Source organism: Pragia fontium (assembly GCF_900638655.1).
GTDB classification, from domain to species: domain Bacteria; phylum Pseudomonadota; class Gammaproteobacteria; order Enterobacterales; family Enterobacteriaceae; genus Pragia; species Pragia fontium.
Window position 1 is genome coordinate 1784106 of the sequence record NZ_LR134531.1, and the last position, 25728, is coordinate 1809833.

Below are 25728 nucleotides of genomic sequence, written 5' to 3' on the forward strand. Positions count from 1 at the left end.
TTATCGATATAAAATAGGATGAATTAGGCTATGTGGAAACGTCAAAAATCACTAAGCGAACTGAACCAAATATCTCAAGGTACCATGATGGAGCATCTTGGTATTGTGTATACCAAATGTACCGAAAATACGTTGGAAGCGACGATGCCCGTGGATCATCGAACCATTCAAGCCTTTGGTTTGCTGCATGGCGGTGCTTCGGTCGTTCTGGCCGAAACCTTGGGTTCCGTCGCCGGTTGGTTATGCTGTGAAGGGGATGCGCAAGTGGTGGGGATTGATATTAATGCCAATCATGTTCGCGCCGCTAAACAGGGTTCGGTGCGCGGCGTGTGTACCGCCATCCATGTCGGTCGCAGCCATCAGGTTTGGGAAATTAAAATTTATGATGAAGCAGACAAGCTCTGCTGCATCTCCCGTTTGACCACTGCGGTTCTGGATAAAAAGCGCGCTTAGGTCTATATTTTATTAATAATGAAAGATTATCAGGTAGTTAAGAATAAAAGGTGATAAATGTGGATAAAGTTACCGGTAAGCAATTAGCGGTTACTCAGACAATACATGCTTATCAGTTAGACGGAAAAGGCGGGATTTTACCGATAACTGATAAGACGGAAGGGACGGCAGCACAACCTTGTTGGCTGCATCTGGATTATGAACAGCCAGAAAGTATGGCGTGGTTGAATAATACAGAATTGCTGCCCGATAGCTTTAAAGAGGCATTGTCTGGTGAAAGCTGTCGTCCGCGGGTGTCCCGCCAGGGAGATGGCACATTGATTATTTTACGCAGTATTAATCTTAACAGTGAATCCATTCCCGATCCTCTGGTTACTCTGCGTGTCTTTATTACTGATAATCTGATTGTGTCGACCCGACATCGTCCCGTGCAGGCAATTGATGATGTGGTGGCTGAGTTAGGAAAGAATGCGGGGCCGACCCATAGCGGCGACTGGCTGGTGGATATTTTGGACTCATTAACCGATCAGGTCAGTGATTTTATCGATGATATTCACGGTCAGGTTATTGAACTGGAAGATGGTTTACTGGATAGAGCGGTACCTGGCAGAGGCGTCATTGCTTTAATCCGTAAACAATTAATTGTGTTACGCCGTCACTTAATGCCACAGCGGGATGTTTTCTCTCGCTTAGCTAGTGAGCGTTTACCGTGGATGAGTAATGACGATCGGCATCGAATGCAGGATATTGCTGAGCGTTTAGGGCGTGGCTTAGATGATTTAGATGCGACTATTGCCCGTACTGCGGTAATTGTGGATGAAATTAACGCATTGCTGGCGGATGCGATGAACCGCCGAACTTACACCATGTCGTTAATGGCGATGCTTTTCCTGCCGGCAACCTTCTTGACCGGATTGTTTGGCGTCAACCTTGGTGGTATTCCGGGTGGTGATAAACACGGCGCATTTACTATTTTTTGTATTTGTCTGGTGTCGGTAGTAGCGGGAATTCTGTGGTGGTTTAAACGCCGAAAGTGGCTCTAGGTATGATTATCGCTGGCCGAATTTTCAGCGAATTCGGCCAGCTTCACGATTATTTCACTTCAACGACGTCAATACCCAGCTCGTCATTATCCTCAGGGGTAAACCCGACCGGCTGCATTGGTAATTCTTCTCTATCGAAGGCTAAATCACCGCCGTGAACTACCGGCATACCTTGTTGTATGGCAGCAAAATCAAATAATTCGCGGTCGCACAGGTGGGATGGAACCACATTTTGCATGGCGCTAAACATGGTTTCTATTCTGCCGGGATAACGGCGATCCCAATCTCTGAGCATATCCTTAATTACTTGACGCTGTAAGTTTGGCTGAGAACCACACAGGTTACATGGAATGATAGGGAAGGCTTTTGCCTCGGCATAGCGTTCGATGTCTTTTTCCCGACAGTAGGCTAATGGGCGAATCACAATGTGCTTGCCGTCATCGCTCATCAATTTAGGTGGCATACCTTTCAGCTTGCCACCATAGAACATATTCAGGAATAAGGTTTGTAGGATATCGTCGCGGTGATGACCCAACGCGATTTTGGTCGCCCCAAGTTCACTGGCGGTGCGGTAGAGAATGCCACGGCGCAGACGCGAACACAGTGAACAGGTGGTTTTACCTTCAGGAATCTTTTCCTTTACGATACCGTAAGTATTCTCTTCAACAATTTTATATTCAATACCCAGAGATTTCAGATATTCAGGCAAAACATGTTCAGGAAACCCAGGTTGTTTTTGATCTAGGTTCACTGCGATCAGCTCAAAACTGATCGGCGCACTTCGCTGTAGATTTTGTAGGATATCCAGCATGGTGTAACTGTCTTTTCCACCAGACAGGCACACCATGATGCGATCGCCATCTTCGATCATTGAAAAATCAGCAATCGCTTCACCAACATTGCGACGTAATCGCTTATGAAGCTTATTGAGGTTGTATTGTTCTTTCTGGCTTGGCGATGCAGTTGTGCTCATTGCTGTGACTCTGTTTACCGGTTGATTTTACATTGGCGGGCTTGCTTGCCCGCTGAAAAAATTCAGGAGGAGTATGGTACGGATTATTGTTGATGTTGTCAGTAGAATAATACGCATCGGATCGCTGACAGAACGGCCATTTGGTCTAGGTACCTGAGCAGAACTAAATAAAGAAGGGGGTAAAACAGGATAATAATATTGTTTAACCGGTGTTATTAATGCGTAATAACATGAGGTTAAATGAAAACTGATAAATTGCCCTCCGTTATTATTGATGTGTTTTATGCAGAACTGTCAATTATACCAGTGATACTGGGAATAAATATATATTAGAATCGGGTAAATGACATGAGCAGTTGGATTTTGTTGTTTAAGTAATTTCATGGTTTATTGAATAATGTTGAAACTATTATCTTATTTTAGAGGTATGGCCCATATACTTCTAAAATAAAGAGTTACTTATATAGCGTCTCAATAATATTCCGAAGTATTCAGACCTTGATTACTTTTTCTTATGTTTGTCCAAAAGGAGATGGAAGATGGTCACTATTGAAGTTGCATGTCGTCACTGTAATGAAACAAAACCGGTAAGAAAACATGGCAAGGGACGTGGTGGATACCCTCGTTATTACTGTAATGATTGTAAGCGTACATTCCAGCTATCTTATTTATATCGAGCCCATCAGCCAGGGATGAAAGAGAAAATTATCGAGATGGCCTCTCAGGGAGCCGGTATTCGACATACGAGTAGAACGTTAAAAGTGGGTCTTAATACCGTAATGAGATATTTAAAGACGGCTGAAGGTATTAATTAATTTAATAGTTTATATTTATAATAAAGAATATAAATATAATACACCGCCTAAATTAAATTAATTTTACCTTTAAATAGAGAAAGTCTTAATTCTCCTTAATATTATAAAATAAAGCACCAGATAGATTCTGGTGCTTTGTGTGAAATTCCTAATGATTATTAAGATGTCTCTCTTCAATATTAAAAATTATCACTCCTCATTATTTCTTTTCTCAACAGGCTTACCGGCTAATAAACTCAGTAAATTATAGCGTTCAAGAATATCTTGTTCAGCTTGAGCGTAAAGGGAGGCTGCAACTTCAGGCTCTTGGACATCCAAGCGGCGGAAACGCTGCTCTTTTAAGAGCGTAGTGGCTAATCCTTCTGCTGGTGGGCGAGAGTCCAGCGTTAAGCCCGGTTTATTCTCGGATAAACGACGAGGATCGAAGCGGTACAGCGGCCAGAATCCAGACGTTGTTAACTGTCGCATTTGGTCATGGCTGAAGGCTAAATCGTAACCATGCTCTTCACATGGGCTATAAGCAATGATCAGTGATGGTCCCGGATAGGCTTCCGCTTCCTGAATGGCTTTTACGGTTTGGTTCAACTGTGCACCTAACGAAATTTGAGCAACATAAACATGGCCATACATCATAATGCTGACGCCCAAATCTTTACGGCCCTTACGCTTACCCCGTTCAGCAAATTTGGTGACTGCGCCCATCGGCGTTGCTTTAGACTGCTGGCCGCCGGTATTCGAATAGCATTGAGTATCCAGCACTAAGACATTAACGTTCTCAGTGAGGCTCATGACATGATCCAGACCACCAAAGCCAATATCATAAGCCCAGCCATCACCACCAATTAACCATATTGATTTCTCAACCAGATAGTCGGCACTTTCAGCTAATTCTCTGGCTGTTGAAGAGTCGATATCGGTTAATAAAGTGCGTAATTGAGATATTAACTCACGACAGCTTTCTACTGAGATATCGCAGTCTTTCAATGACTGAACCAGCTCGGCTGGTAGTTTAGGCGTTAGCTCGTCCAGTAAGCGTAGTACCCGAGCTCGGTGCTGATCGACCGTTAGGCGGAAACCTAAGCCAAATTCGGCGTTATCCTCAAACAAAGAGTTAGCCCAGGCAGGGCCTCGGCCTTCTGAATTGGTGGTATAAGGTGTGCTTGGCAGATTGCCACCATAGATGGAGGAACAGCCGGTCGCATTAGCAATGAGCAGGCGGTCACCATATAGCTGCGTGAGTAGCTTTATATAAGGCGTCTCGCCACAGCCTGAACAGGCACCGGAATACTCAAACAGCGGAGTAATCAGCTGAGAGGTTCGAATATCAATGCGTTCTAGCTTACTCTTATCAATCTCAGGCAGTTGCAGGAAGAATTGATAATGTCGTTTTTCAACCTCAAGATTGTCCAAACGTGAACGCATATTGATCGCTTTAATCTCAGGATTTTGGCGATCTTTAGCCGGGCAAATCTCCACACATAAATTACAGCCGGTACAGTCTTCCGGCGCAACCTGAAGTACGTATTTTTGTCCACGCATATCTTTAGATTTTACATCCAGAGACTGGAGGTCGTCAGGCGCATCCATTAAGTCTTCAGGAGCAACGACTTTTGCTCTGATGGCAGAATGAGGGCAGGCGGCGACACAATGATTACACTGGGTACAGAGAGGCGCTTGCCAAATAGGAATGTCTTCGGCGATATTACGTTTTTCCCAGCGAGTGGTGCCTACCGGCCAAGTGCCATCAGGAGGAAATGCCGATACCGGTAAACTGTCGCCGAGGCCCGCCAGCATCGTCGCTGTCACGGTTTTAACGAAATCCGGTGCGCTATCAGAAACCACCGGAGGACGCATTGGACTGGATGGATTAATCGGAGACAAAATAATCTCTTCCAATGCATCGATAGTTGCCTCCAACGCTTGCCAGTTATTGTGAACGATATCCTGACCTTTACTGCTGTAGCTTTTAGCGATGGCATCCTTCAATTGTTGTAACGCGGTATCGCCAGGGATAATCTGCGTCAGGTGGAAGAATGCCATTTGCATGACGGTATTAATACGCGCGCCCAGATGACATTCTCGGGCAATTTTCGCCGCATTAATAATAAAGAAACGCGCTTTATGCTGATGCAATAACGCCTGAATATCCTGCGGTAAACGTTGCCAGATCTCTTCTTTCCCATATGGGGTATTTAGCAGGAAGGTGCCACCGGTTTTCAGTTTTTCGATCATCTGATACTTATCGATAAACTGATTTTGATGGCAGCCAATAAAATCAGCTTGAGTAATCAAGTAGGCTGAACTGATAGGGTATTGGCTGACGCGCAAATGAGAGACGGTTAATCCACCGGCTTTCTTGGAGTCATAAACAAAATACCCTTGAGCATGAAGAGGCGTGCCATTACCGATAATTTTTATATTGTTTTTAGTGGCAGAAACTGTGCCATCGCTACCGAGGCCAAAGAATAAGGCTTCCAGCGAGGCTTTTTGAGGAATGGTTTCATCGCTCAATGTCAGGGATAGACCGCTGATATCATCAAAAATACCCACGGTAAAACGAGGCCGAGGTTTGTCTTGAGTGAGCTCTTTGAAAATGGCCAATACGCAGTCTGGACCAAACTCTTTGGAAGAAAGGCCATATCGACCGCCAATAACCATCGGTAAGGTTTGTCGTTTACCGTGGGAACAGGCTTCCGCTAAGGCGGTCATCACATCAAGGTAAAGGGGCTCAGCGAGCGCACCGGGTTCTTTGGTGCGATCGAGTACGGCGATTTTAGTGGCGCTGGTTGGCAATTGTGCTAACAAATGTTCGGCGGAGAATGGACGGTAAAGCCGAACCTTGATCATACCGACTTTTTCGCCACGACTGAGTAACGTATCGATGGTTTCTTCCGTCGTTCCACAGGCCGAGCCCATCAGAATAATGACACGCTCAGCTTGTGGATGACCGTAATACTCAAAAGGCTGATAGCGACGCCCGGTTTGCTCAGCAAAGGCGTCCATAGCTTCAACAACATGACGATAGGTCTGGTCATACCAAGGGTTGGTTGCTTCGCGGCACTGGAAATAAGTATCCGGATTAGCAGATGTACCACGAATCACTGGATGATCCGGCGTTAAAGCGCGGCTGCGGTGAGCCTGAATCGCCTCATCAGGCAGGAGTTGGCGGATAGTATCATCGCTGATAGGGGCAATTTTATTGATTTCGTGAGAGGTTCGGAAACCATCGAAAAAATGAATAAACGGAATTCGGCTGTTCAGCGTTGCAATCTGTGAAATTAACGCGAAATCTTGCGCTTCTTGCACCGAGCTGGCGCACAACATCGCACAGCCAGTTTGGCGAACGGCCATCACATCTGAATGATCGCCAAAAATGGATAAAGCATGGGTAGCGACCGTTCTGGCTGCAACGTGCAGAACAAATGGCGTTAATTCCCCTGCGACTTTATATAGCGTTGGGATCATCAGTAATAATCCCTGAGAAGAGGTAAATGAAGTCGCCAAGGCACCGGTTTGCAGTGCGCCGTGCACCGTGGCGATAGCCCCGGCTTCCGACTGCATTTCCATTACCCGGGGAACATCACCCCAAATATTCTTATTCCCATATTCAGACCAGTCATTGGCTTGTTCAGCCATGGTAGAACTGGGGGTAATGGGGTAGATAGCGATAACTTCATTAGAGCGATATGCAACGGAGGCAACCGCACTGTTACCATCGGTAGTTATCATAGATTTAGTACCTTTGTTGACATTTGCTTGCTGACCAAAATAAAAGCGCAATAGACACAGCGGACAGATTATTCGAGTTCTGTTTAAAGCTGCCAGATTGCAGATGATCATACCAGATAGCGAAATACGGCCAGCGGGCGTTTTGTGTGTTGTTACAGTCTGTGACAGAAAATAGTGATGATATTTATTATGACTATCTTAATAGTAACCAACACATTGGAAAAGGGATCTGTAAGAGGCGTCATTGGCAGAGAAACCGTTTGCTGCTGGACTAATCAATATTAATAGGCTAAATATAGCTTATCGCCAACGAGATGCGGTTGGCATTGCTGTGTGTTAAATATAGTGAAGAGCCGGTTTAGAGTATTGAACACGGGCGGTTTTTATATCGACAGCGAACAAGAATAATCATCAGAGGTTAATTATGAAGGGAAAGATTTGTTTAGCCGTTTTATTTGGCACATTTTTGTTAGCGGGATGCAGTAGTGAACCGGACCAATTGCGATTATTACCTAATCAGGCAATGATGATGGAAGAGACGGCATCAGCGATACCGATGGATGATGTAGCACTGGCAAACTGTAATAATATGGGCGGAATGCCGACCACCTTGCATAATCTGGATGGCAGCGCAGTCAGTAAATGTCAGCTTTCCAATGGTAAACGGTTTTAGTTAATGGATTAAATTCGGGGGGGATACCATAACGTCAGTGGTGATATTCCACCGGATAGTAAATGATGATTAATGATTCCATTTTGGCATCGTATGTCTGAACCAACGTAAATGTCGGTTTGGCATAAAAAAGCGGAGCAGGCCACCAAGCCGTTTCCGCTTTTTTATTGGGAGAAAGGGGGATTAATTAACCCTATCGCGCAGTGTATAGGTCAGAACATGTTCCGGTGTGGTCAAGGTCAGTGTACGGTTATCCAGATTAACGTTAGCGCCTTTGGCTAACATATCCGCAATCACCTGATCTAGTTTACTAATTTGCTCATCAAAGCAGGCCATACGGGTTGATGCTAACTGTTTAGCCGTAAGTACACCGTTTTCCAGCGTGCCTTTACCCATGAAGTTATTACACATGGCACCGCTAATATGCATATTTTCACCGAACTCAATATTCAATGGGCGTCGTTGTTTACCGCTGTCAGCAATCGTTGAGCCGTCAACGCTGGTTAGAATAAAGTTGTGGTGTAACAGATCGCTTTCTTTCACTGCATGATTATCGGTGCTGGTACAGCCAGCAATCAGGGCAGCGGAAATAATAAAAGGTAAGGCAAATCTCATTATCTACTCCAGAGCATGTTTATTTAAAACGAATGCAGAATATTTATCACGACAGCAAGCGTTATCTCTTGCTCAATAATCGGCGTTGTACCATATAAAAGTAGCTAATAAATTCTTATTTACAATGATTTACCGGTAGTTAATACAATGATTACACTACCGGTTAAAAAACGTTCAATACCTTAAAGCAGATTAGGGCACGGTTCGCCACGTTCTAATTGTAGAACGTTTTGCAGGGTAGTTTCTGAAATACTCAGCAGAGCTTCTTCCGTTAAAAATGCTTGATGGCCAGTAAACAACACGTTGTGACAGGAGGAGAGACGGCGGAAAACATCATCCTGAATGACGTCATTAGACTTATCTTCAAAGAAAAGATCTCTTTCATTTTCATAAACGTCCATACCCAGAGAGCCTATTTTTTGTTGCTTTAAGGCATCAATCGCCGCCGGGGAATCAATTAACCCGCCGCGGCTGGTGTTGATAATCATCACGCCATTTTTCATTTGGTTGAAAGCTTCGGCATTAAGTAAATGATGATTTTCCGGCGTTAGTGGGCAATGTAGAGAGATAACGTCAGATTCAGCGTAGAGAGTCGGCAGATCGACATACTCGGCACCTAGCTCAAGCGCTTGAGCGGACGGATAGGGGTCAAAAGCCAACAGACGCATGCCAAAACCTTTTAAAATACGCATGGTAGCAACGCCAATTTTACCGGTACCGATAATGCCGGCAGTACGGTTATGCATATTAAAACCAATCAGGCCTTCGAGAGAGAAATTGGCATCGCGGGTTCTTTGGTAGGCACGATGAATACGGCGATTCAGGCTCATCATCAGGCCAATAGCATGTTCAGCAACCGCTTCCGGTGAATAAGCAGGTACCCGAACGACCTGTAGGCCCAGCTCATGGGCGGCATCTAAATCGACATTATTAAAACCGGCGCAGCGTAACGCTAAGATTTTGACACCCAACTTTGCTAGTTCCTCAAGAACCGGGCGGCTACCATCATCATTAACAAAAATACAGACAGCTTCACAACCCTCGGCGGTTTTGGCCGTTTGTGGGCTGAGTTTAAAATCAAAAAACTCAAGGTTGAGACCAAATCGTTTATTGGCAATATCAATGTACTTACGGTCATACTGTTTTGTGCTGTAAATCGCTAATTTCATTACGTCTCTCCACCAGAGTTTATGATATTAATTTATCAGATATCAGGAGTGGGAACAATTTCACGATATAGTGCATAAGCCGATAGAGATTCAGTTTAGCCACTATCATTAATATGCTATATTTCGAACTTCATTCGCACGCTGGGGTAAGTAAGTCGTGGTTAAAGGTAAGTGTGTCAAAACCGCTTTGCTTGTTGTTGCCATCATCATGTTGTTACTGATGGTATTGTGGTCAACGATTGCAACGTGGTTACCGAAGCTGGTGGGTTTATGGCTGCCGGAAGGAACACAATTAGTCTTAACCCAGCGACCGGAGTTGATTAAGCGCGGCATTTCTCTTCAAGGTATTCAGTTTTTAGCCGAAGACTGTTTTTTAGCCGATGCCGGGCCGATGACGCTAACCTATCAGAATCGCCAGTGGAACTTACTGGCTGAGTCTTTGGATATTGATACCCACTGTCTGGAAAAACTTAGGACACAGCAAACTGAGGAACAAACGACCTCACCGTTTTCTATTGGCGATATTCAGCAACAATTACCTTTATTTAATATCACTCTCAATCGCCTCAGTGTGACGCCATGGGAAGCCTATAGCGGTAAAGTAGAGCTGACGAATAGTGCTCAGGGGCAGAAAATAACGTTTAACGGCAATTTACTCTCCGGTGTAGCGAGCTTAAACAATCAACAGCAGCTTACCCTTGAGTCATTTTCTTTGCATATTCCAGACAGCGATGATGTTATTCAGCTTAACGGTGAAATTCAGGTTCCGGTTAGCCTGGATGCGATACCAGAGCAGGGAAATATCTATGGTGAGTTTGTTACCTCATACATCGATAAACCGCTGATGCTTGAACTGGGGTGGCAACAACGCGATGGGCATCTGTTTGTGACTCCGCAGGGAGAGAAAGAAAAACTGCTGGATTTACCCTGGGTCTTATCCGGTAAACGCTTAACGGTGCAGCAGGGAAAATGGCAGTGGCCTTATGGTTCCCAGCCTTTTTCCGGCGGCGTCGATATGACGTTATCAGACTGGAACAGCGACTACAGTGAAGCGAATATCGAAGCCCGTTTAAATATGGTGACGCAGGGCAGTGCCGGTAAGGGTAACGCCGTGCTGACCTTTGCTCCCGGTAAAGTGAGTTTGACCAACAGCGATTTAAATTTTCAGCTTACCGGTAAAGTAAATGAACAACAGATGTCTCTGTATATCTCAACGCCAGGGATATTAACCGGACCCATCGTTAATCCGACACTACGTATGCTTTCCGGTTCATTGTTACGAGCTGTTGGGCCAGTTACGCCGGATATTTATTTACAGGAAGCCCGATTACCGCTGGCAGGAATTAAAATAACAGATAAAGGCGTTAGCGGACGGCTACAAACCATTATTAGCGCCAGTCATCGTTATTGGGGAAAATACAAACTGCATCTGGATGGGCGGGCGCAAGAATTCTGGCTGGATCAGGGGCATTGGGAATGGAATTTCTGGGGCAACGGCGATATGCCTCCGCTGAAAGCAAAATGGGATATGTCAGGGCGTGGTGAATGGAATGAAAGCCTGATTAATCTACAAAGTCTGTCAACCGGATTTAATCATTTGGTCTATGGGCAAGTGACGGTGGATAAACCAAGGTTAACTTTGTCATCGCCGCTAAATTGGCAGCGTTCACAAGGGATGTATGAGGCAGGTTGGCAGTTACATGCGGACAAAGTGTCTTTTGATAACGGGGCTTATTTACCCCCATCAACGCTGAACATTAACTTTTTAGGCCGCGATCCGGCTAATTTTCAGTGGAAGGGCGATCTCAGCACCGATAAAATTGGACCGATTAACCTGAGCGGACGCTGGGACGGTGAACGCATTCGTGGTGAAGCATGGTGGCCAGAACAGTCTCTGCAGGTATTCCAGACGCTATTGCCGCCGGATCTCGGTTTCAAAATTCGTGGCGGTAAACTTTATGCGCAGGCGGCTTTCTCTATCTCTGAGGAACAGGGCGTTGAGGCTGGAGGTCACTGGGTAGTCAAAGATGGCGGCATGTGGCTAAAAGATGGTGAACTCAGCGGCTTAGACTTTGTTATGTCGTATCGTCTGAAGGATCATATCTGGCAATTGGGGCCTAAAAGCCCGGTTAAGCTGAGAGTGAAAAAGCTGAATAACCTGTTTGATATGAGCAATATTACGGCGGATTTGCAGGGATATTACCCGCACAGCGATCGCTATCCTTTACGTTTGACTAACGTCGGTGTGGATATGCTGAAAGGCCATGTTGGCATGCAGGAGCTTCGTATACCGCAAAAAAATCCGGCAATGTTAACCCTGAAAGCTATCGATCTCAGTGAACTATTTACCATTCTGAAACCTAAACAATTTACCATGTCAGGTCGAGTAGATGGAGAGTTACCTTTGTTCCTTAATCATCCTGAATGGTTGATACGTAACGGTTGGATAGAAAACAGTAACTCTCTTACGCTGCGTCTGGATAAAGATATGGTACAAGCAATAAGTGATGACAATATGGCGACAGGCGATATTATGGACTGGCTGCGCTATATGGAGATTAGTCGTTCACGAGCAGATGTTAACTTGAGTAACTTGGGTTTATTAACCATGGATGCTCAGATAAAAGGTTTTAACCCAACCAAGAACGCAGAACGGCTGGTGGAGCTGAACTATCATCATGAAGAGGATATCTTCCAGTTATGGCGTAGCTTACGGTTTGGTGACAATTTGCAGGATAATTTGCAGCAACTCTTTTCATTACCGGTGGAGAATAATCAGTGAATAAATTTAGATGGTTGTTGGTGATGGCTGTTTTCTCTCTGGGTGGTTGCGTTCCGCGTATCGAAGTCGCACCCTCGAAAGAGCCAATCGTGATTAATATGAACGTCAAAATTGAACATGAAATTCATATAAAAGTGGATAAAGATGTCGAAAAAATGATGAAATCCCAGTCAGATATCTTTTAAGGACGCACAATGAAAAGAATGAATGTTGGATTAATCGTCGCGGCACTGTTGTTCAGTTCAGTAGCAGGGGCGCTAACGTTGAAAGAGGCTAAACAACAAGGATTGGTGGGTGAAACCCTCAATGGCTATATCGCAGCAGTACAGCCAACCACCGAGGCTCAGGATCTGGTTAAACGAATTAATCAGGCACGTCTGGAACAATATAAATCAGTTGCGGCGCAAAATAGCGTTAGCGTCGGTGATGTGGCGAGTATGACTGGTCAGAAGCTGATTAACCGTGCTGAATCCGGTGAATATGTCAAAGGCATTAATGGTCAGTGGTTGAGAAAGTAGGATAGGTTGAGGATTATTATCTGCGATAACCACCATTTCTATGATCGCGGTTATTCTAATTATTTTCTGTGATTCTCTGCATTTTTAACCATCTGCATCATTCCCACCATCTCTGTAATTCTCACCATCCCCGTCATTCCGGCGAAAGCCGGAATCTAGAGGCCTATATAGCAACGCCAGGCTTCAGGGCGAGATCCCCGCTTTTGCGGGGATGACGCTCTAGATACAGTCATTCCGGCGAAAGCCGGAATCTAGAGGCCGGTATAGCAACGCTAGGCTTCAGGGCGAGATCCCCGCTTTTGCGGGGATGACGATCTAGATACAGTCATTCCGGCGAAAGCCGGAATCTAGAGGCCGATATAGTAACGCTAGGCTTCAGGGCGAGATCCCCGCTTTTGCGGGGATGACACTCTAGATACACTAAAAGGCAAAATCCCAGCAAAAGCTGGGATAATAACCGGAATAAAACAAATATCAGGCGCTAACGTGCTGCTGAATGAATGATTTAGCATCTTCCAGTGCTTTGGTCGCAACTTCCGGGCCGTATGCCACACCTTCCTGATACACAAACTCAACGTCAGTGATACCGATAAAGCCCAGGAAGAGTTTCAGGTAAGGGGCAACCAGATCGGTTGGTGAATCTTTATGGATACCACCACGGCTGGTCAGAATATACACTTTCTTACCGGTCACTAAGCCTACAGGACCATTTTCGGTATAGCGGAAGGTCACGCCAGCACGAGCGATAAGATCAAAGTAGTTCTTTAATTGGGTGGAGATATTGAAGTTATACATTGGCACACCCATAACGATAATGTCGTTACTCTGTAGCTCTTCAATTAAGGTGTCGGACAGGGCTAAAGCTTCCTGTTGACGTGCAGTCAGCGTCTGATCTGATGGACGTAGTGCACCGACTAATTCACCATCTAAAACCGGTATTGGATTAGCGGCTAAGTCACGAACGGTAATAACGTCTGACGGATGTTCTTGTCTCCATTGCTCAACGAAAAAATCGGCTAAAATATTAGATTGAGAAAAGTTAGACAGGATGCTTGATTTGATGACTAAAACGTTACTCATGATAATTCCTTATTTATGCTAATCGATAGACGGATTAACCGGCGATGGATAGCATATTATTTTTATCTGTCGGATATTGATAGCGTAATAATTAGATAAAGTCGTTCTATTTTTTTGAATAAGAGAATGATTTGACCATTCAACCTTGAAATCGGCTTTGTGATAACATAGCCGCCAATGGTAGTAAATGAGTCTATTCAGCACAGGATTGTAGAACGTGAAATCCCCATTTGCCGCACTTTCCGGTCAACTTAATGCGTTAATGCTACGTGACCAGAAGCGGTTACGCCGTCGATTGGACGGTGCTCGTAAAATCACCAACGGTGAAAAATTAGCTGCGATTACAGCAGAGATAGAATCCGATATCCAGAGCGGGTTACAGCGCATTGCGAATCGTAAAGCGGCGTGTCCGGCTATCTCTTATCCAGAAAATTTGCCGGTTAGTCAGAAAAAAGATGAATTATTAGCGGCTATTCGCGATAACCAAGTGGTGATTATTGCCGGTGAAACCGGATCGGGAAAAACCACTCAGATTCCTAAACTTTGTCTGGAGTTAGGGCGTGGTATCCAAGGCACAATTGGTCATACACAGCCCAGACGTTTAGCGGCGCGCACGGTAGCCGGGCGAATTGCCGAAGAGCTAAATGTTACCTTGGGTGGCGCCATTGGTTATAAGGTGCGCTTCAACGATCGTATTGGTGACAATACCTTAGTCAAACTGATGACGGACGGTATTCTGCTGGCGGAGATACAGCAAGATCGTTTACTGACTCAGTACGATACCATTATTATCGATGAGGCTCATGAACGCAGCCTGAATATCGATTTTATTCTGGGTTATCTACGCCAATTACTGCCAAGACGTCCCGATCTGAAAGTGATTATTACCTCGGCTACCATTGATCCACAGCGTTTTTCACGTCATTTCAATCATGCGCCCATTATTGAAGTCTCAGGGCGAACCTATCCGGTTGAAGTGCGTTATCGGCCAATAGTCGATGATGGCAACGATAGCGATCGCGATCAGCAGCAGGCGATTCTTGATGCGGTTGATGAACTGATGCATGAAGCATCGGGCGATATTCTGGTATTTATGAGCGGAGAGCGGGAAATTCGTGATACCGCGGATATGCTGAATAAACAAAATTTGCCTCATACCGAAGTGTTACCGCTCTATGCTCGACTATCCAACAGCGAACAGAACAAAGTTTTCCAGTCCCATATTGGTCGTCGGATTGTGCTGGCTACTAACGTGGCGGAAACTTCATTAACCGTACCGGGGATTAAATACGTTATCGATCCCGGTACCGCGCGTATCAGTCGCTACAGCGCCAGAACTAAAGTTCAGCGTTTACCGATAGAGCCGATCTCTCAGGCCTCGGCTAATCAGCGTAAAGGGCGCTGTGGACGGGTATCCGACGGTATTTGTATTCGACTCTATGCCGAGCAGGATTTTCTGTCGCGTCCGGAATTTACCGACCCGGAAATTTTACGTACCAATCTGGCATCGGTGATTTTGCAGATGACGGCGATCGGGCTGGGAGATATCGCCGCTTTCCCATTTGTTGAGGCTCCGGATAAGCGCAATATTCAAGATGGTATGCGCCTGCTGGAAGAGCTGGGGGCCATTAATCAACTAGGTGAGAGCCAGAGTCAACTTACGCCGATAGGCCGTCAACTGGCGCAGTTGCCGATTGACCCTCGCTTAGCCAGAATGGTGATCGAAGGACAGAAAAGTGGCTGTGTGCGTGAAGTGATGATTATTACTGCCGCACTGTCTATTCAGGATCCTCGTGAACGCCCGTTGGAGAAACAACAAGCGTCGGATGAAAAGCACCGTCGCTTTAGCGATAAAGAGTCGGACTTTATTGCTTTTGTGAATCTGTGGAATTATCTGGCAGAACAGCAAACTGAACTGTCTACCGCTCAGTTTCGTAAGTTGTGCAAGAGTGATTATCTCAACTATCTTCGGGTACGTGAGTGGCAGGATGTCTATACCCAACTCCGGCAGGTCGTTAAAGAACTCGGTTTTCCGGTGAACAGTATTCCTGCGGATTACCGTTCAATTCATACGGCACTGCTTTCTGGCTTGTTATCCCATATCGGTCAAAAAGATGTTGAGAAACATGAGTTCTCTGGTGCGCGTAATGCCAGGTTCTCAATTTTCCCCGGCTCCGGACTGTTTAAAAAACCGCCTAAATGGGTGATGGTGGCCGAACTGGTGGAAACGACCCGTTTATGGGGGCGAATTGCTGCCCGTTTAGATCCTGAATGGATTGAGCCGTTAGCACAGCATTTGATTAAGCGTTCTTATAGCGAGCCGCATTGGTCGAAATCGCAAGGTGCGGTGATGGCCAGCGAAAAAGTCACGCTGTTTGGTTTACCGATTGTCACCGAGCGCAAAGTAAATTACGGTGCTATCGATCCGCTGGTCAGCCGGGAACTGTTTATTCGCCATGCCTTGGTGGAAGGGGATTGGCAAACGCGTCACCCATTCTTTAAAGCCAATCTGCGTTTATTGTCAGAAGTGGAAGAGCTGGAGAATAAGTCCCGTAGGCGAGATATTCTGGTTGATGATGAAACCTTGTTCGAATTTTATGAACGACGTATTGGGCAGGATGTAGTCTCCAGTCGGCACTTTGATGCATGGTGGAAGAAAGCGGGACGGGAACAACCCGATCTGCTCAATTTTGAAAAATCCATGCTCATCAAAGAAGGCGCGGGGGAAATTAGTGCGCTGGACTATCCAAACAGTTGGCATCAGGGAAATCTAAAGCTGCGGGTAACCTACCAGTTTGAACCCGGCGCTAACGCAGATGGCGTCACCGTTTATATTCCTTTACCGATTCTTAATCAGATACAAGAAGAGGGCTTTGACTGGCAGATTCCAGGATTACGTAGAGAACTGGTGATTGCGCTAATTAAATCGTTGCCTAAACCGGTGCGTCGTAATTTTGTTCCGGCACCTAACTACGCTGACGCTTTTTTGCAACGAGCTAAACCATTTACCATGAGTTTGTTGGATGCATTAGAGCGCGAACTACGCTTAATGACTGGCGTTACCGTCGAGCGTGACAGTTGGCAATTAGATCAGGTGCCCGATCATCTTAAAGTTACCTTCAGGGTGGTTAACGACCAGAATAAGATGCTGGCAGAAGGGAAAGACCTGTCTTTATTGAAACAGAAGCTAAAAGGCGAAGTTCAACAAACGCTGTCTGCCGTCGCAGATGATGGTATTGAACAGAGCGGGCTTCACGTGTGGTCTTTTGGTGAGTTGCCAACCCGTTTTGAACAGAAACGGGGCAGCTATTCGGTGAAGGCTTATCCGGCGTTGACCGATGAGAAAGATAGCGTTGGTATTAAACTGTTTGAAACTGAGCAGGAACAGCAACAGGTGATGTGGCAAGGCATCCGACGATTACTGCTGCTGAATATCCCTTCACCGGTGAAGTACCTGCATGAAAAGCTGCCGAATAAAGCCAAACTGGGGCTCTATTTTAATCCGTTTGGTAAAATATTAGAGCTGATCGATGACTGCATTGCCTGCGGTGTCGATAAACTGATCGCCGAACATGGTGGGCCGGTATGGCATGAGGAAGCCTTTAACGTTCTGAAAGAGCATATTCGCGCAGAGTTAAATGAGAGTGTGGTTGAGGTTGCTCAACAGGTGGAGCAAATTTTGACCACGGCACACAATATTAATAAGCGTCTGAAAGGGCGTGTCGATATGGCGCAAGCCCTGTCTCTGGCTGATATTAAATCTCAGGTTAACGGGCTCATTTATCGGGGCTTTGTTTGCCAAAGCGGTTGGAAAAGATTGCCGGATATTCTGCGCTATTTGCAGGCAATTGAACGACGTATGGATAAATTGCCGTTAGACCCGCATCGCGATCGAGCTCAGATGTTGAAAGTAGAGCAGGTACAAAACAACTACAAACAGCTGTTAAACAAGCTGCCAGCGCATAAACCAGTAAGTGACGAAATCACCGATATTCGTTGGATGATAGAGGAACTGCGGGTTAGCTACTTTGCTCAACAGTTGGGAACGCCATTCCCCATCTCTGATAAGCGTATTTTACAGGCAATAGATCAAGTTACACTGTAACTTAAATCCCGTTTTGTTGGTGGTGATGCTGATAAAACGGGATTTTTACTAAAGGTAAGCTATTTATGAAACATCGGGAATTTTACGACCAACATTTTTCTCGCGATGATTTTCCTGATGACACCATTGAACACTGTCATTTTTATCGCTGTGGTTTTGATCGCGCCGATCTCAGCGAATTGCGCTTTTTACACTGTAAATTCTATGATGAACAACATGATGCCGGTTGCTCTTTTTATCGAGCCACGCTGAAAGACACACTGTTTAGCCATTGCGATTTGAGCATGTCGGATTTCCGACATACTGATGCAATAGGGCTGGAAATCAGCGACTGTAAAGCACAAGGTACTGATTTTCGCGGTGCCAGCTTCAGAAATATGATTGGGCAGAATAGCTATTTCTGTACCGCCACATTGCTGCGTAATAATTTCTGTTATGCCAGTTTTGAAGATGTGATTTTGGAACTGTGTGACTTAAGGGAAAACCGTTGGTCTGAGGCCAACTTGTTGGCTGCAAAATTTAGCGGCTCCGATCTCTCCGGCGGCGAATTTCATCATATTGATTGGCAGTCGGCCGATTTTACCTGTTGCGATTTAACTGGCTGTGACTTAAGCCAATTGGATGTGCGCCGCGTCGATTTAACCGGGGTAAAGATAACGCAGGAGCAACAGAGTCAGTTATTAGAACCTTTGGGAATTATCGTTATTTGACGGCCGCTAAGGACCGTCAGAGAACGCTTTACTTTAAGGTCATCCACAGCGCAGGTGCCAACAGAATAAAGAGCATAATGATAATGGTGCGCTCGGTGGTATTCAGCGGCTTTTTCTTATGTGTGGCAACTCGGCGGGCATAAAAGAATACCAGTATTCCCGGCACATATAAGACAATCGACATAAACAGGTTTTCTAGTCCGGAAGCATAAATCAACCACAGCCCATAAAGACTCGCTCCCGCAGCGACTAAGCCCAATTTAATATTTTTACGTCGAATCGCTTCTTTAAGCAGAAATGCCCCCACCAGAAAATAGGGGATAAGAATCATCTCAGAGGCGATGATCAGTAAGGTGCTGTAGTTACTACCGGTGAGCCAGATTAACAGCAGGCTAAGCTGTATAGTGCCATTGGTAAACCATAACGAAGATGACGGTGCGCCTTTATGGTTCTGGTAAATAAAAGCATGTGGGAAAGCGCCGTGTTGTGCCGCCAAAAAAGGCACTTCAGCGGCCATGATTGTCCAACTCAAATAGGCTGCGCAGACTGAAATAATCAGACCGGCAGCAATGATGATTTCTCCCAATGGCCCCATCATTAATACCATGATGCCGGACATAGAGGGATTACGCATTTCAGCTAGTTCAGCGCGTGGCACTACACCTAACGACAGCAGCGTAACCAGCAGGTATACGCTAAGCGCCATAAGAACGGCCAGCACTGTGGCTCTTCCTACATCGGCCTTACGTTTTGCTCGACCGGAAACGACCACTGCGCCCTCAATACCGATAAATACCCATAAGGTAATCAGCATGGTACTTTTTACCTGTTCCCATACAGGCTTACCCAGATTAATCCCGGTAAAATCGATTTTAAAGGTATCGAGATTAAACAGCATTATCGCCAGAATAATAAACAGCGCCAGAGGGATCAGTTTGGCTAGCGTCGCGATTAGATTAATCAGAGCGGCGGTTTGTACACCACGCAGTATCAGGCCATGAACAATCCACAGCAGGGCTGATGCACCGAGTATTGCCTGCCAGGTATTACCTTCACCAAAAATGATGCGGTCTGGTGTGTCAGTAAAAAAGCTTAAGGCAGCGAAGACAATCACCAGATAGGATAAGTTGGCAACAACCGCACAAACCCAGTATCCCCAGGCAGAGCAGAAGCCCATTAGCTCACCAAATCCTTCTTTGGCATAAGTGAATATACCACCGTCCAAATCAGGGCGAATACGCGTAAGAATCAGTAGGGCAAAAGCCAGAAACAGAATACCGGTACCGGTAATTCCCCAGCCAATAAGCAGTGCCGCGGGACTTGCTACTTCAGCCATATTTTGCGGGAGACTGAAGATACCAGCCCCTAACATAGAGCTTAATACCAACGCAGTCAGCGTGGTGAGGCCGAGTTTTTTTTCCAACGTAAAATTCCTGCTACGGGTAGTTAAAGGGAAATAGATTGCACCGGTAGAGGCCGGTAAAAAATTGTTGCTGATTCTACGGAGCCCCCGGCGGGGTTGCAATGGATAATTGTGTTATAAAAACACTTTCGGCATCAGGAGAGTGGATATGGCCTAATCCGTGCTCTTTTTCGTCATTCCGGTGAAAATCGGGACTGGGGCTTTAATCTAATGACCACTCTTGGCTTAAGGGAGAGATCCCCGCGAAAGCGGGGATAACGAGAGTAAAGCTAGGATGATAAGAGTAAATCTGGAATCAAGATAGTCGATATGCTTGTCAGAAATTACTTAAAGATATCTGCCGTTACCGTAATATTCCCACCGTTCTTCTCCCATTGACGGGTAATGTGGTAATACTTGCCGCCTTTAGCTGCGGTACGTTTGGCAATTTGCTCAGACATATCGGTAGAGTTGCTAAAGTTGTCGGTAAAGGTAATTGAATCAAACGGCGTCATTTTCATTGCCGTCGCGTTGTTCAGTTCTTCAATTTTGGTACCGTCTTTTAATGTGACGGTATAGCGAGAACCTTCACTGCTGGTTTGGGTTTCAAAGAAACGGCCAACGTCAGCGCTGATAGAGGTGGAAGAGGCAACGTTTGGAATTTCAACTTCAGCGGCGGCAGCGCCACCGGCAGCCAGAGCCTTTTTACCGGCTTCAGAGTCAGCAGGGATCGGGTTGTCCTGAGCTTGAACTTTACGCTTTGGTGCATCTTTTTTGTAGATATAGGCCGTGATGAACTGGTTTGCTCCACGGTTTGCGTCAATCTGTCTTACGATGAAGAAGGCATCGGCACCTTTCGCTTTAGCCTGTTCAGCTACCGCATTATTAACATCATTCTGAACCGGATAGAAACCGCGGATAGATACCGTATCAAAGGGTTCTAATTGACTGGCTTCAGTTCTTGGTAATTCACGAACTCCGTTGAAAACACGGTACTGGGTTTCTGTCGAGGCCGCTTTGGCATCAGCATGGTAAAGATCCGCGATAACGCGTGAATTACCACCATTGCCACTTTGCTCGCTGATGTCGCGGACAAAAAACGCCGCTGCACCTTGTTTATCCGCTCGCTTTGATGCTGCTCGGTTAGCATCATAAATACTGTCATAACGACCAGAAAAGGTAATTCTATCGAAAGGCACGAGTTCATCGGCCTTTTCAGGCGTCAATTCTTGAGCGGCAAATATTGAAAAACTCATTGCGGAGAGCAGGGCTGTGGTGATTAGCGTTGTCTTCAGCTTCATAAAGGATCCTTTACGCCTTAATTATTAACATTTGTTAACGTATGCATAAATCAGTACCGATAAGGTTAGGTGATTATGTCATGGATTTACAGGGGATGCTTTAGCATTTTTTAGCTTTTCAAGTTATAACTAGGGACGTGATAGCACCACATTATAACGAGCGGATAAAAAAATTTGTGATAAAAGCAGAGAACGGTGGATCACCGGTTACATTTTCAGTAGGTTATAGGGCAGCTGAATTAACCAAAGGTAACTGTTCGTTCACAGTTATTTTTATCCAGTGTTCTCGGCTCGAAGAAGTAATAATAAATCAGGTTAACAATACACTTATCATCCACGACAGATGAAAGGGAATAATATGCATATTGGTGTACCAAGAGAGCGGTTGGCCAATGAAGCCCGAGTTGCTGCAACGCCGAAAACGGTAGAGCAGTTAATCAAGTTGGGTTTCACTGTTGCCATAGAACAAGGAGCCGGCAAGCTTGCCAGCTTTGAGGACTCAGCTTATGAAGCTGCCGCCGCAACGATTGTCTCAAAGGATGATGTTTGGCAGTCAGACATTATTCTTAAAGTTAATGCGCCAGAAGAGAGTGAAATTGAATTACTGCGTGAAGGTACAACGCTGATCAGTTTTATTTGGCCTGCTCAGAATCCTGAACTGATGCAAAAGCTGGCAGACAAAAACGTGACCGTGATGGCGATGGATTCAGTTCCACGTATATCACGAGCACAGTCAATGGACGCATTGAGCTCAATGGCTAACATTGCCGGTTATCGTGCAATTGTTGAAGCTGCCCATGAGTTCGGTCGTTTCTTCACCGGTCAAATTACTGCGGCAGGTAAAGTACCGCCGGCGAAAGTGATGGTGATTGGTGCAGGCGTGGCCGGTTTAGCCGCCATCGGTGCCGCAGGCAGCTTGGGTGCGATTGTCCGTGCGTTTGATACCCGTCCTGAAGTGAAAGAACAGGTTCAGAGTATGGGTGCTGAATTCCTTGAGTTAGACTTTGAGGAAGAAGCAGGTAGCGGCGACGGATATGCAAAAGTGATGTCAGAAGCCTTTATTAAGGCGGAAATGGAACTGTTTGCTGCTCAGGCAAAAGATGTCGATATCATCGTGACAACGGCGTTGATTCCAGGAAAACCGGCACCTAAGCTTATTCTTGCCGAAATGGTTGAGTCAATGAAGCCGGGTAGCGTGATTGTTGACCTAGCGGCGCAGAACGGGGGTAACTGCGACCTGACCGTAGCCGATAAAATTGTTGAGACACCAAACGGCGTGAAGATTATTGGCTATACTGACCTGCCAAGCCGTTTACCGACGCAATCTTCTCAATTGTATGGCACCAACCTGCTAAACCTATTAAAACTGCTGTGCAAAGAGAAAAATGGTGAGCTGGATATCAACTTCGAAGATGATGTTATCCGTGGCGTCACCGTGGTGAAGACGGGTGAAATCACCTGGCCTGCGCCTCCAATCAAAGTTTCCGCTCAACCGCAGAAACCGAAAGTAGCCGACGTGATGGCAGCGAAAGCTGCTGAAGCACCGACTTCTCCGGTTAAGAAATATGCGCTGTTGGCGTTGTTTATTATTCTGTTCGGTTGGTTAGCCAGCGTTGCGCCGGCGTCATTCCTCTCTCACTTTACCGTATTCGCACTGTCTTGTGTGGTGGGGTATTACGTGGTCTGGAACGTGAGTCATGCGTTGCATACACCGCTGATGTCGGTAACAAACGCCATTTCAGGCATTATCGTTGTTGGGGCATTACTGCAAATTGGTCATGGTGGATGGGTTACATTCTTCTCATTTATCGCCGTACTGATTGCCAGTATTAATATCTTCGGTGGATTCACCGTCACCCAGCGCATGCTGAAAATGTTCCGGAAGAATTAAGGAGTTACTATGTCTGGAGGATTAGTGACAGCCGCATATATTGTTGCCGCTGTTCTATTTATTTTCAGCCTTGCTGGTTTATCCAAGCATGAAACGTCAAAACAGGGTAACACCTTCGGCGTGCTGGGAATGGCAATCGCTCTGATTGCAACAATTTTCGGGCCATATTCCAGCAACGTTGGCTGGATTATTATGGCAATGATTATCGGTGGCGCTATCGGTATTTATCTGGCCAGAAAAGTCGAGATGACTGAAATGCCGGAACTGGTGGCAGTCTTACACAGCTTCGTTGGTCTGGCCGCAGTATTGGTTGGTTTCAATAGCTATATTGTTGGCCCACACGTGGAAGGTGTGCCGGTTGAAGAACTACAGGTTGTGCTGAATATTCACAACGTTGAAGTCTTCCTCGGTATCTTTATCGGTGCGGTGACCTTTACCGGTTCAATCGTGGCGTTTGGTAAACTACGCGGCATTATTTCGTCTAAGCCACTGATGTTGCCACAGCGTCATAAGCTGAATCTGGCGGCAATCGTCGTTTCCTTCCTGTTAATGATTATGTTTGTTAGCAGCGATAGCGTTGGCGTGCACGTGTTTGCTTTACTGATTATGACCATCATTGCTTTGGCTTTTGGCTGGCATCTGGTGGCCTCTATCGGTGGTGCAGATATGCCGGTAGTGGTTTCTATGCTGAACTCCTATTCAGGTTGGGCAGCAGCGGCTGCGGGCTTTATGCTCAGCAATGACCTGTTGATCGTGACCGGTGCGCTGGTCGGTTCTTCTGGTGCGATTCTGTCCTATATCATGTGTAAAGCGATGAACCGCTCATTTATCAGCGTTATTGCCGGCGGTTTTGGTACCGATGGTTCTTCAACCGGTGAAGATGAAGAAGTGGGTGAGTATCGTGAAACAACGGCAGAGGAAGTGGCTGAACTACTGAAGAACTCCACTTCAGTGGTTATCACTCCAGGGTATGGTATGGCCGTTGCCCAGGCTCAGTATCCTGTGGCAGATATTACCGCTAAACTGCGTGAGAAGGGCATTAAGGTACGTTTTGGTATTCACCCGGTTGCGGGTCGTTTGCCTGGTCATATGAACGTATTACTGGCTGAAGCCAAGGTACCTTACGATATCGTACTCGAAATGGATGAGATCAACGACGATTTCACCGATACCGATACGGTACTGGTTATCGGCGCTAACGATACGGTGAACCCGGCGGCGTTGGAAGATCCACGCAGCCCAATTGCAGGCATGCCTGTTCTTGAAGTCTGGAAAGCGCAGAACGTGATTGTCTTTAAACGTTCAATGAATACCGGTTATGCTGGTGTACAGAACCCGCTATTCTTTAAAGAGAATACCCAGATGTTGTTTGGCGATGCGAAAGAGAGCGTAGATAAGATCCTGCGTGCGCTGTAAGTAAAGCAAACACTAAGTAAACGAAAAGGGCTGCACATTATTGTGCGGCCCTTTTCATTCAGGATAACCAATATTAACCGTTAGTCTTCGTCATCATGATCGTCGTCTTCTGAGGTATCATCTGGCTTAATGACTAACAGGTCGCATTTTATATGACCGATCACCCGTTCCGCGGTATTACCAATAAAGGCAGCTGAAAGCCCGGTACGTCCTACGGTGCCGAGAACGACAATACCCGCTTCAATCTCTTCGGCAACGGCTGGAATAACGTCTTCCGGCATTCCTTTCTCAACGTGGGTTAATTCTTCAGGAATACTAAATTGCTGTCTTAGGGATTTCATTGCGATAAGAAATTGGCCGCGAATAGCATTGTTGTAAACCGTAGGATCAAATTCCGGCAGTTCTATGGCAATGTTAATCGAGGTTGAAAGATAGGCACTGACCAAATGAACTTCAGTACTGTCGGTAAACGCCGCCAGCTCAAGGGATTCTTTAACCAGCTTTTTATTTAGCTCATCATGAAAGTCTTCATCGCTGGACAGATTAACGGAAACCAACGCCTTGCCGTGTTCAGGCCAAGGTTGATCCTTAACCATCCATACCGGGCACGGACATTTTCTTAATAGATGCCAGTCTATGGGGGTAAAAATAACTGCTTCTAAACGATCTTGTTGATGAGCCGCTTTCAATAATAAATCATGGTTAAAAGATGCGACCTCGTCAATCACTGCTTCATGATAACGCTTATGCCATACCACTTTGATTTCGATATTAACGCCTGATTCAAGGTAGTGATGGCTTAGGTGGCGTATCCACGCCACGCGTTGATCGATAGCACTCTGACGCATCGCCATGCGCTCATCTTGTGACAGCAGGCTGGTGACTTCATAAGAAAAGTCAAAAATAGGTAGGAATGCTTTAATTTTTCCGCCGTTGCGACGAACAAGATAAACGGCGCGGCGCAGTGCTGCTTGATCTTCTTTCTCGGGTTCAAGAGCAACAATGATATTTTGATAGTGAGCCATATAGCACTCCCGACAGTAGTTAACGAAA

The 25728-nt window shown here is 45.8% G+C and carries 19 protein-coding genes; 11 read left to right on the forward strand and 8 right to left on the reverse strand.

Annotation, left to right across the window (positions count from 1 at the left end):
* Window positions 1–30 precede the first annotated feature (30 nt).
* Together EL341_RS07770 and zntB are read left to right on the forward strand one after the other, a co-directional pair.
* A complete protein-coding gene (locus tag EL341_RS07770) occupies window positions 31–453 on the forward strand; it encodes a hotdog fold thioesterase (RefSeq protein ID WP_126467516.1) in 423 nt (140 codons plus the stop codon).
* A 59-nt stretch (window positions 454–512) separates the two neighbouring features.
* Entirely contained in the window at window positions 513–1496 is a 984-nt protein-coding gene (gene zntB / locus EL341_RS07775; RefSeq protein ID WP_047780865.1) for a zinc transporter ZntB, read from the forward strand.
* 49 nt (window positions 1497–1545) lie between these two features.
* Here the strand turns inward: zntB and ttcA are convergent, their stop codons facing one another.
* Window positions 1546–2469: a tRNA 2-thiocytidine(32) synthetase TtcA gene (gene ttcA, locus EL341_RS07780; RefSeq protein WP_047780866.1), complete on the reverse strand. Its 924-nt coding sequence runs from the start codon at window positions 2467–2469 to the stop codon at window positions 1546–1548.
* 539 nt (window positions 2470–3008) lie between these two features.
* On the opposite strand from ttcA, the gene EL341_RS07785 reads away from it, so the two are divergent.
* Window positions 3009–3284, forward strand: a complete 276-nt coding sequence (locus tag EL341_RS07785) for an IS1-like element transposase (protein ID WP_047780867.1) — start codon at window positions 3009–3011, stop codon at window positions 3282–3284.
* Window positions 3285–3473: 189 nt separating this feature from the next.
* Here EL341_RS07785 and nifJ read toward each other — a convergent pair whose 3' ends face one another.
* Complete coding sequence (nifJ, locus tag EL341_RS07790; RefSeq protein WP_126467518.1) at window positions 3474–7013, reverse strand: pyruvate:ferredoxin (flavodoxin) oxidoreductase; 3540 nt, start codon at window positions 7011–7013, stop codon at window positions 3474–3476.
* A 424-nt stretch (window positions 7014–7437) separates the two neighbouring features.
* On the opposite strand from nifJ, the gene EL341_RS07795 reads away from it, so the two are divergent.
* Complete coding sequence (locus tag EL341_RS07795) at window positions 7438–7686, forward strand: DUF333 domain-containing protein (protein WP_047780869.1); 249 nt, start codon at window positions 7438–7440, stop codon at window positions 7684–7686.
* A 183-nt stretch (window positions 7687–7869) separates the two neighbouring features.
* Here EL341_RS07795 and hslJ read toward each other — a convergent pair whose 3' ends face one another.
* A complete protein-coding gene (gene hslJ, locus EL341_RS07800; protein WP_126467520.1) occupies window positions 7870–8301 on the reverse strand; it encodes a heat shock protein HslJ in 432 nt (143 codons plus the stop codon).
* Window positions 8302–8483: 182 nt separating this feature from the next.
* The gene (locus EL341_RS07805) at window positions 8484–9470 is read right to left on the reverse strand and encodes a 2-hydroxyacid dehydrogenase (protein WP_074823101.1); all 987 of its coding nucleotides are present in this window, start codon (window positions 9468–9470) and stop codon (window positions 8484–8486) included.
* 208 nt (window positions 9471–9678) lie between these two features.
* On the opposite strand from EL341_RS07805, the gene EL341_RS07810 reads away from it, so the two are divergent.
* From EL341_RS07810 to EL341_RS07820, 3 genes are read left to right on the forward strand one after another with little or no spacing between them, the layout of a single operon-like run.
* Entirely contained in the window at window positions 9679–12252 is a 2574-nt protein-coding gene (locus EL341_RS07810; RefSeq protein ID WP_126468252.1) for a YdbH family protein, read from the forward strand.
* 23 nt (window positions 12253–12275) lie between these two features.
* Complete coding sequence (locus tag EL341_RS07815) at window positions 12276–12437, forward strand: YnbE family lipoprotein (RefSeq protein ID WP_047782597.1); 162 nt, start codon at window positions 12276–12278, stop codon at window positions 12435–12437.
* A gap of 9 nt (window positions 12438–12446) precedes the next feature.
* The gene (locus EL341_RS07820) at window positions 12447–12770 is read left to right on the forward strand and encodes a YdbL family protein (RefSeq protein WP_047780872.1); all 324 of its coding nucleotides are present in this window, start codon (window positions 12447–12449) and stop codon (window positions 12768–12770) included.
* A gap of 474 nt (window positions 12771–13244) precedes the next feature.
* Here EL341_RS07820 and EL341_RS07825 read toward each other — a convergent pair whose 3' ends face one another.
* Window positions 13245–13850 (reverse strand): FMN-dependent NADH-azoreductase, encoded by a 606-nt coding sequence (locus EL341_RS07825; RefSeq protein ID WP_074823098.1) that lies wholly within the window; start codon window positions 13848–13850, stop codon window positions 13245–13247.
* 217 nt (window positions 13851–14067) lie between these two features.
* On the opposite strand from EL341_RS07825, the gene hrpA reads away from it, so the two are divergent.
* On the forward strand, window positions 14068–17955 hold the full coding sequence (gene hrpA, locus EL341_RS07830; RefSeq protein WP_074823095.1) for an ATP-dependent RNA helicase HrpA: 3888 nt from the start codon (window positions 14068–14070) through the stop codon (window positions 17953–17955).
* Window positions 17956–18020: 65 nt separating this feature from the next.
* On the forward strand, window positions 18021–18665 hold the full coding sequence (locus EL341_RS07835; RefSeq protein ID WP_126467522.1) for a Qnr family pentapeptide repeat protein: 645 nt from the start codon (window positions 18021–18023) through the stop codon (window positions 18663–18665).
* Between the two features lie 28 nt (window positions 18666–18693).
* On the opposite strand, the gene EL341_RS07840 is transcribed toward EL341_RS07835, so the two are convergent.
* Both EL341_RS07840 and ydgH read right to left on the reverse strand, forming a co-directional pair.
* Window positions 18694–20088: an amino acid permease gene (locus tag EL341_RS07840; protein WP_126467524.1), complete on the reverse strand. Its 1395-nt coding sequence runs from the start codon at window positions 20086–20088 to the stop codon at window positions 18694–18696.
* Between the two features lie 323 nt (window positions 20089–20411).
* On the reverse strand, window positions 20412–21368 hold the full coding sequence (gene ydgH / locus EL341_RS07845) for a DUF1471 family protein YdgH (protein WP_126467526.1): 957 nt from the start codon (window positions 21366–21368) through the stop codon (window positions 20412–20414).
* Between the two features lie 358 nt (window positions 21369–21726).
* On the opposite strand from ydgH, the gene pntA reads away from it, so the two are divergent.
* Window positions 21727–23259 (forward strand): Re/Si-specific NAD(P)(+) transhydrogenase subunit alpha, encoded by a 1533-nt coding sequence (gene pntA / locus EL341_RS07850; RefSeq protein WP_047780878.1) that lies wholly within the window; start codon window positions 21727–21729, stop codon window positions 23257–23259.
* 9 nt (window positions 23260–23268) lie between these two features.
* The gene (gene pntB / locus EL341_RS07855) at window positions 23269–24675 is read left to right on the forward strand and encodes a Re/Si-specific NAD(P)(+) transhydrogenase subunit beta (RefSeq protein ID WP_074823085.1); all 1407 of its coding nucleotides are present in this window, start codon (window positions 23269–23271) and stop codon (window positions 24673–24675) included.
* Between the two features lie 80 nt (window positions 24676–24755).
* On the opposite strand, the gene uspE is transcribed toward pntB, so the two are convergent.
* Window positions 24756–25700: a universal stress protein UspE gene (gene uspE / locus EL341_RS07860; protein ID WP_126467528.1), complete on the reverse strand. Its 945-nt coding sequence runs from the start codon at window positions 25698–25700 to the stop codon at window positions 24756–24758.
* Between the last annotated feature and the right edge of the window lie 28 nt (window positions 25701–25728).

Bases quoted from the DNA above. Each gene is read 5' to 3' on its own strand.
- EL341_RS07770 (WP_126467516.1), top strand. From the start codon at position 31: ATGTGGAAACGTCAAAAATCACTAAGCGAACTGAACCAAATATCTCAA.
- ttcA (WP_047780866.1), bottom strand. From the start codon at position 2,469: ATGAGCACAACTGCATCGCCAAGCCAGAAAGAACAATACAACCTCAAT.
- EL341_RS07785 (WP_047780867.1), top strand. From the start codon at position 3,009: ATGGTCACTATTGAAGTTGCATGTCGTCACTGTAATGAAACAAAACCG.
- nifJ (WP_126467518.1), bottom strand. From the start codon at position 7,013: ATGATAACTACCGATGGTAACAGTGCGGTTGCCTCCGTTGCATATCGC.
- EL341_RS07795 (WP_047780869.1), top strand. From the start codon at position 7,438: ATGAAGGGAAAGATTTGTTTAGCCGTTTTATTTGGCACATTTTTGTTA.
- hslJ (WP_126467520.1), bottom strand. From the start codon at position 8,301: ATGAGATTTGCCTTACCTTTTATTATTTCCGCTGCCCTGATTGCTGGC.
- EL341_RS07805 (WP_074823101.1), bottom strand. From the start codon at position 9,470: ATGAAATTAGCGATTTACAGCACAAAACAGTATGACCGTAAGTACATT.
- EL341_RS07810 (WP_126468252.1), top strand. From the start codon at position 9,679: ATGTTGTTACTGATGGTATTGTGGTCAACGATTGCAACGTGGTTACCG.
- EL341_RS07815 (WP_047782597.1), top strand. From the start codon at position 12,276: ATGGCTGTTTTCTCTCTGGGTGGTTGCGTTCCGCGTATCGAAGTCGCA.
- EL341_RS07820 (WP_047780872.1), top strand. From the start codon at position 12,447: ATGAAAAGAATGAATGTTGGATTAATCGTCGCGGCACTGTTGTTCAGT.
- EL341_RS07825 (WP_074823098.1), bottom strand. From the start codon at position 13,850: ATGAGTAACGTTTTAGTCATCAAATCAAGCATCCTGTCTAACTTTTCT.
- EL341_RS07835 (WP_126467522.1), top strand. From the start codon at position 18,021: ATGAAACATCGGGAATTTTACGACCAACATTTTTCTCGCGATGATTTT.
- ydgH (WP_126467526.1), bottom strand. From the start codon at position 21,368: ATGAAGCTGAAGACAACGCTAATCACCACAGCCCTGCTCTCCGCAATG.
- pntA (WP_047780878.1), top strand. From the start codon at position 21,727: ATGCATATTGGTGTACCAAGAGAGCGGTTGGCCAATGAAGCCCGAGTT.
- pntB (WP_074823085.1), top strand. From the start codon at position 23,269: ATGTCTGGAGGATTAGTGACAGCCGCATATATTGTTGCCGCTGTTCTA.
- uspE (WP_126467528.1), bottom strand. From the start codon at position 25,700: ATGGCTCACTATCAAAATATCATTGTTGCTCTTGAACCCGAGAAAGAA.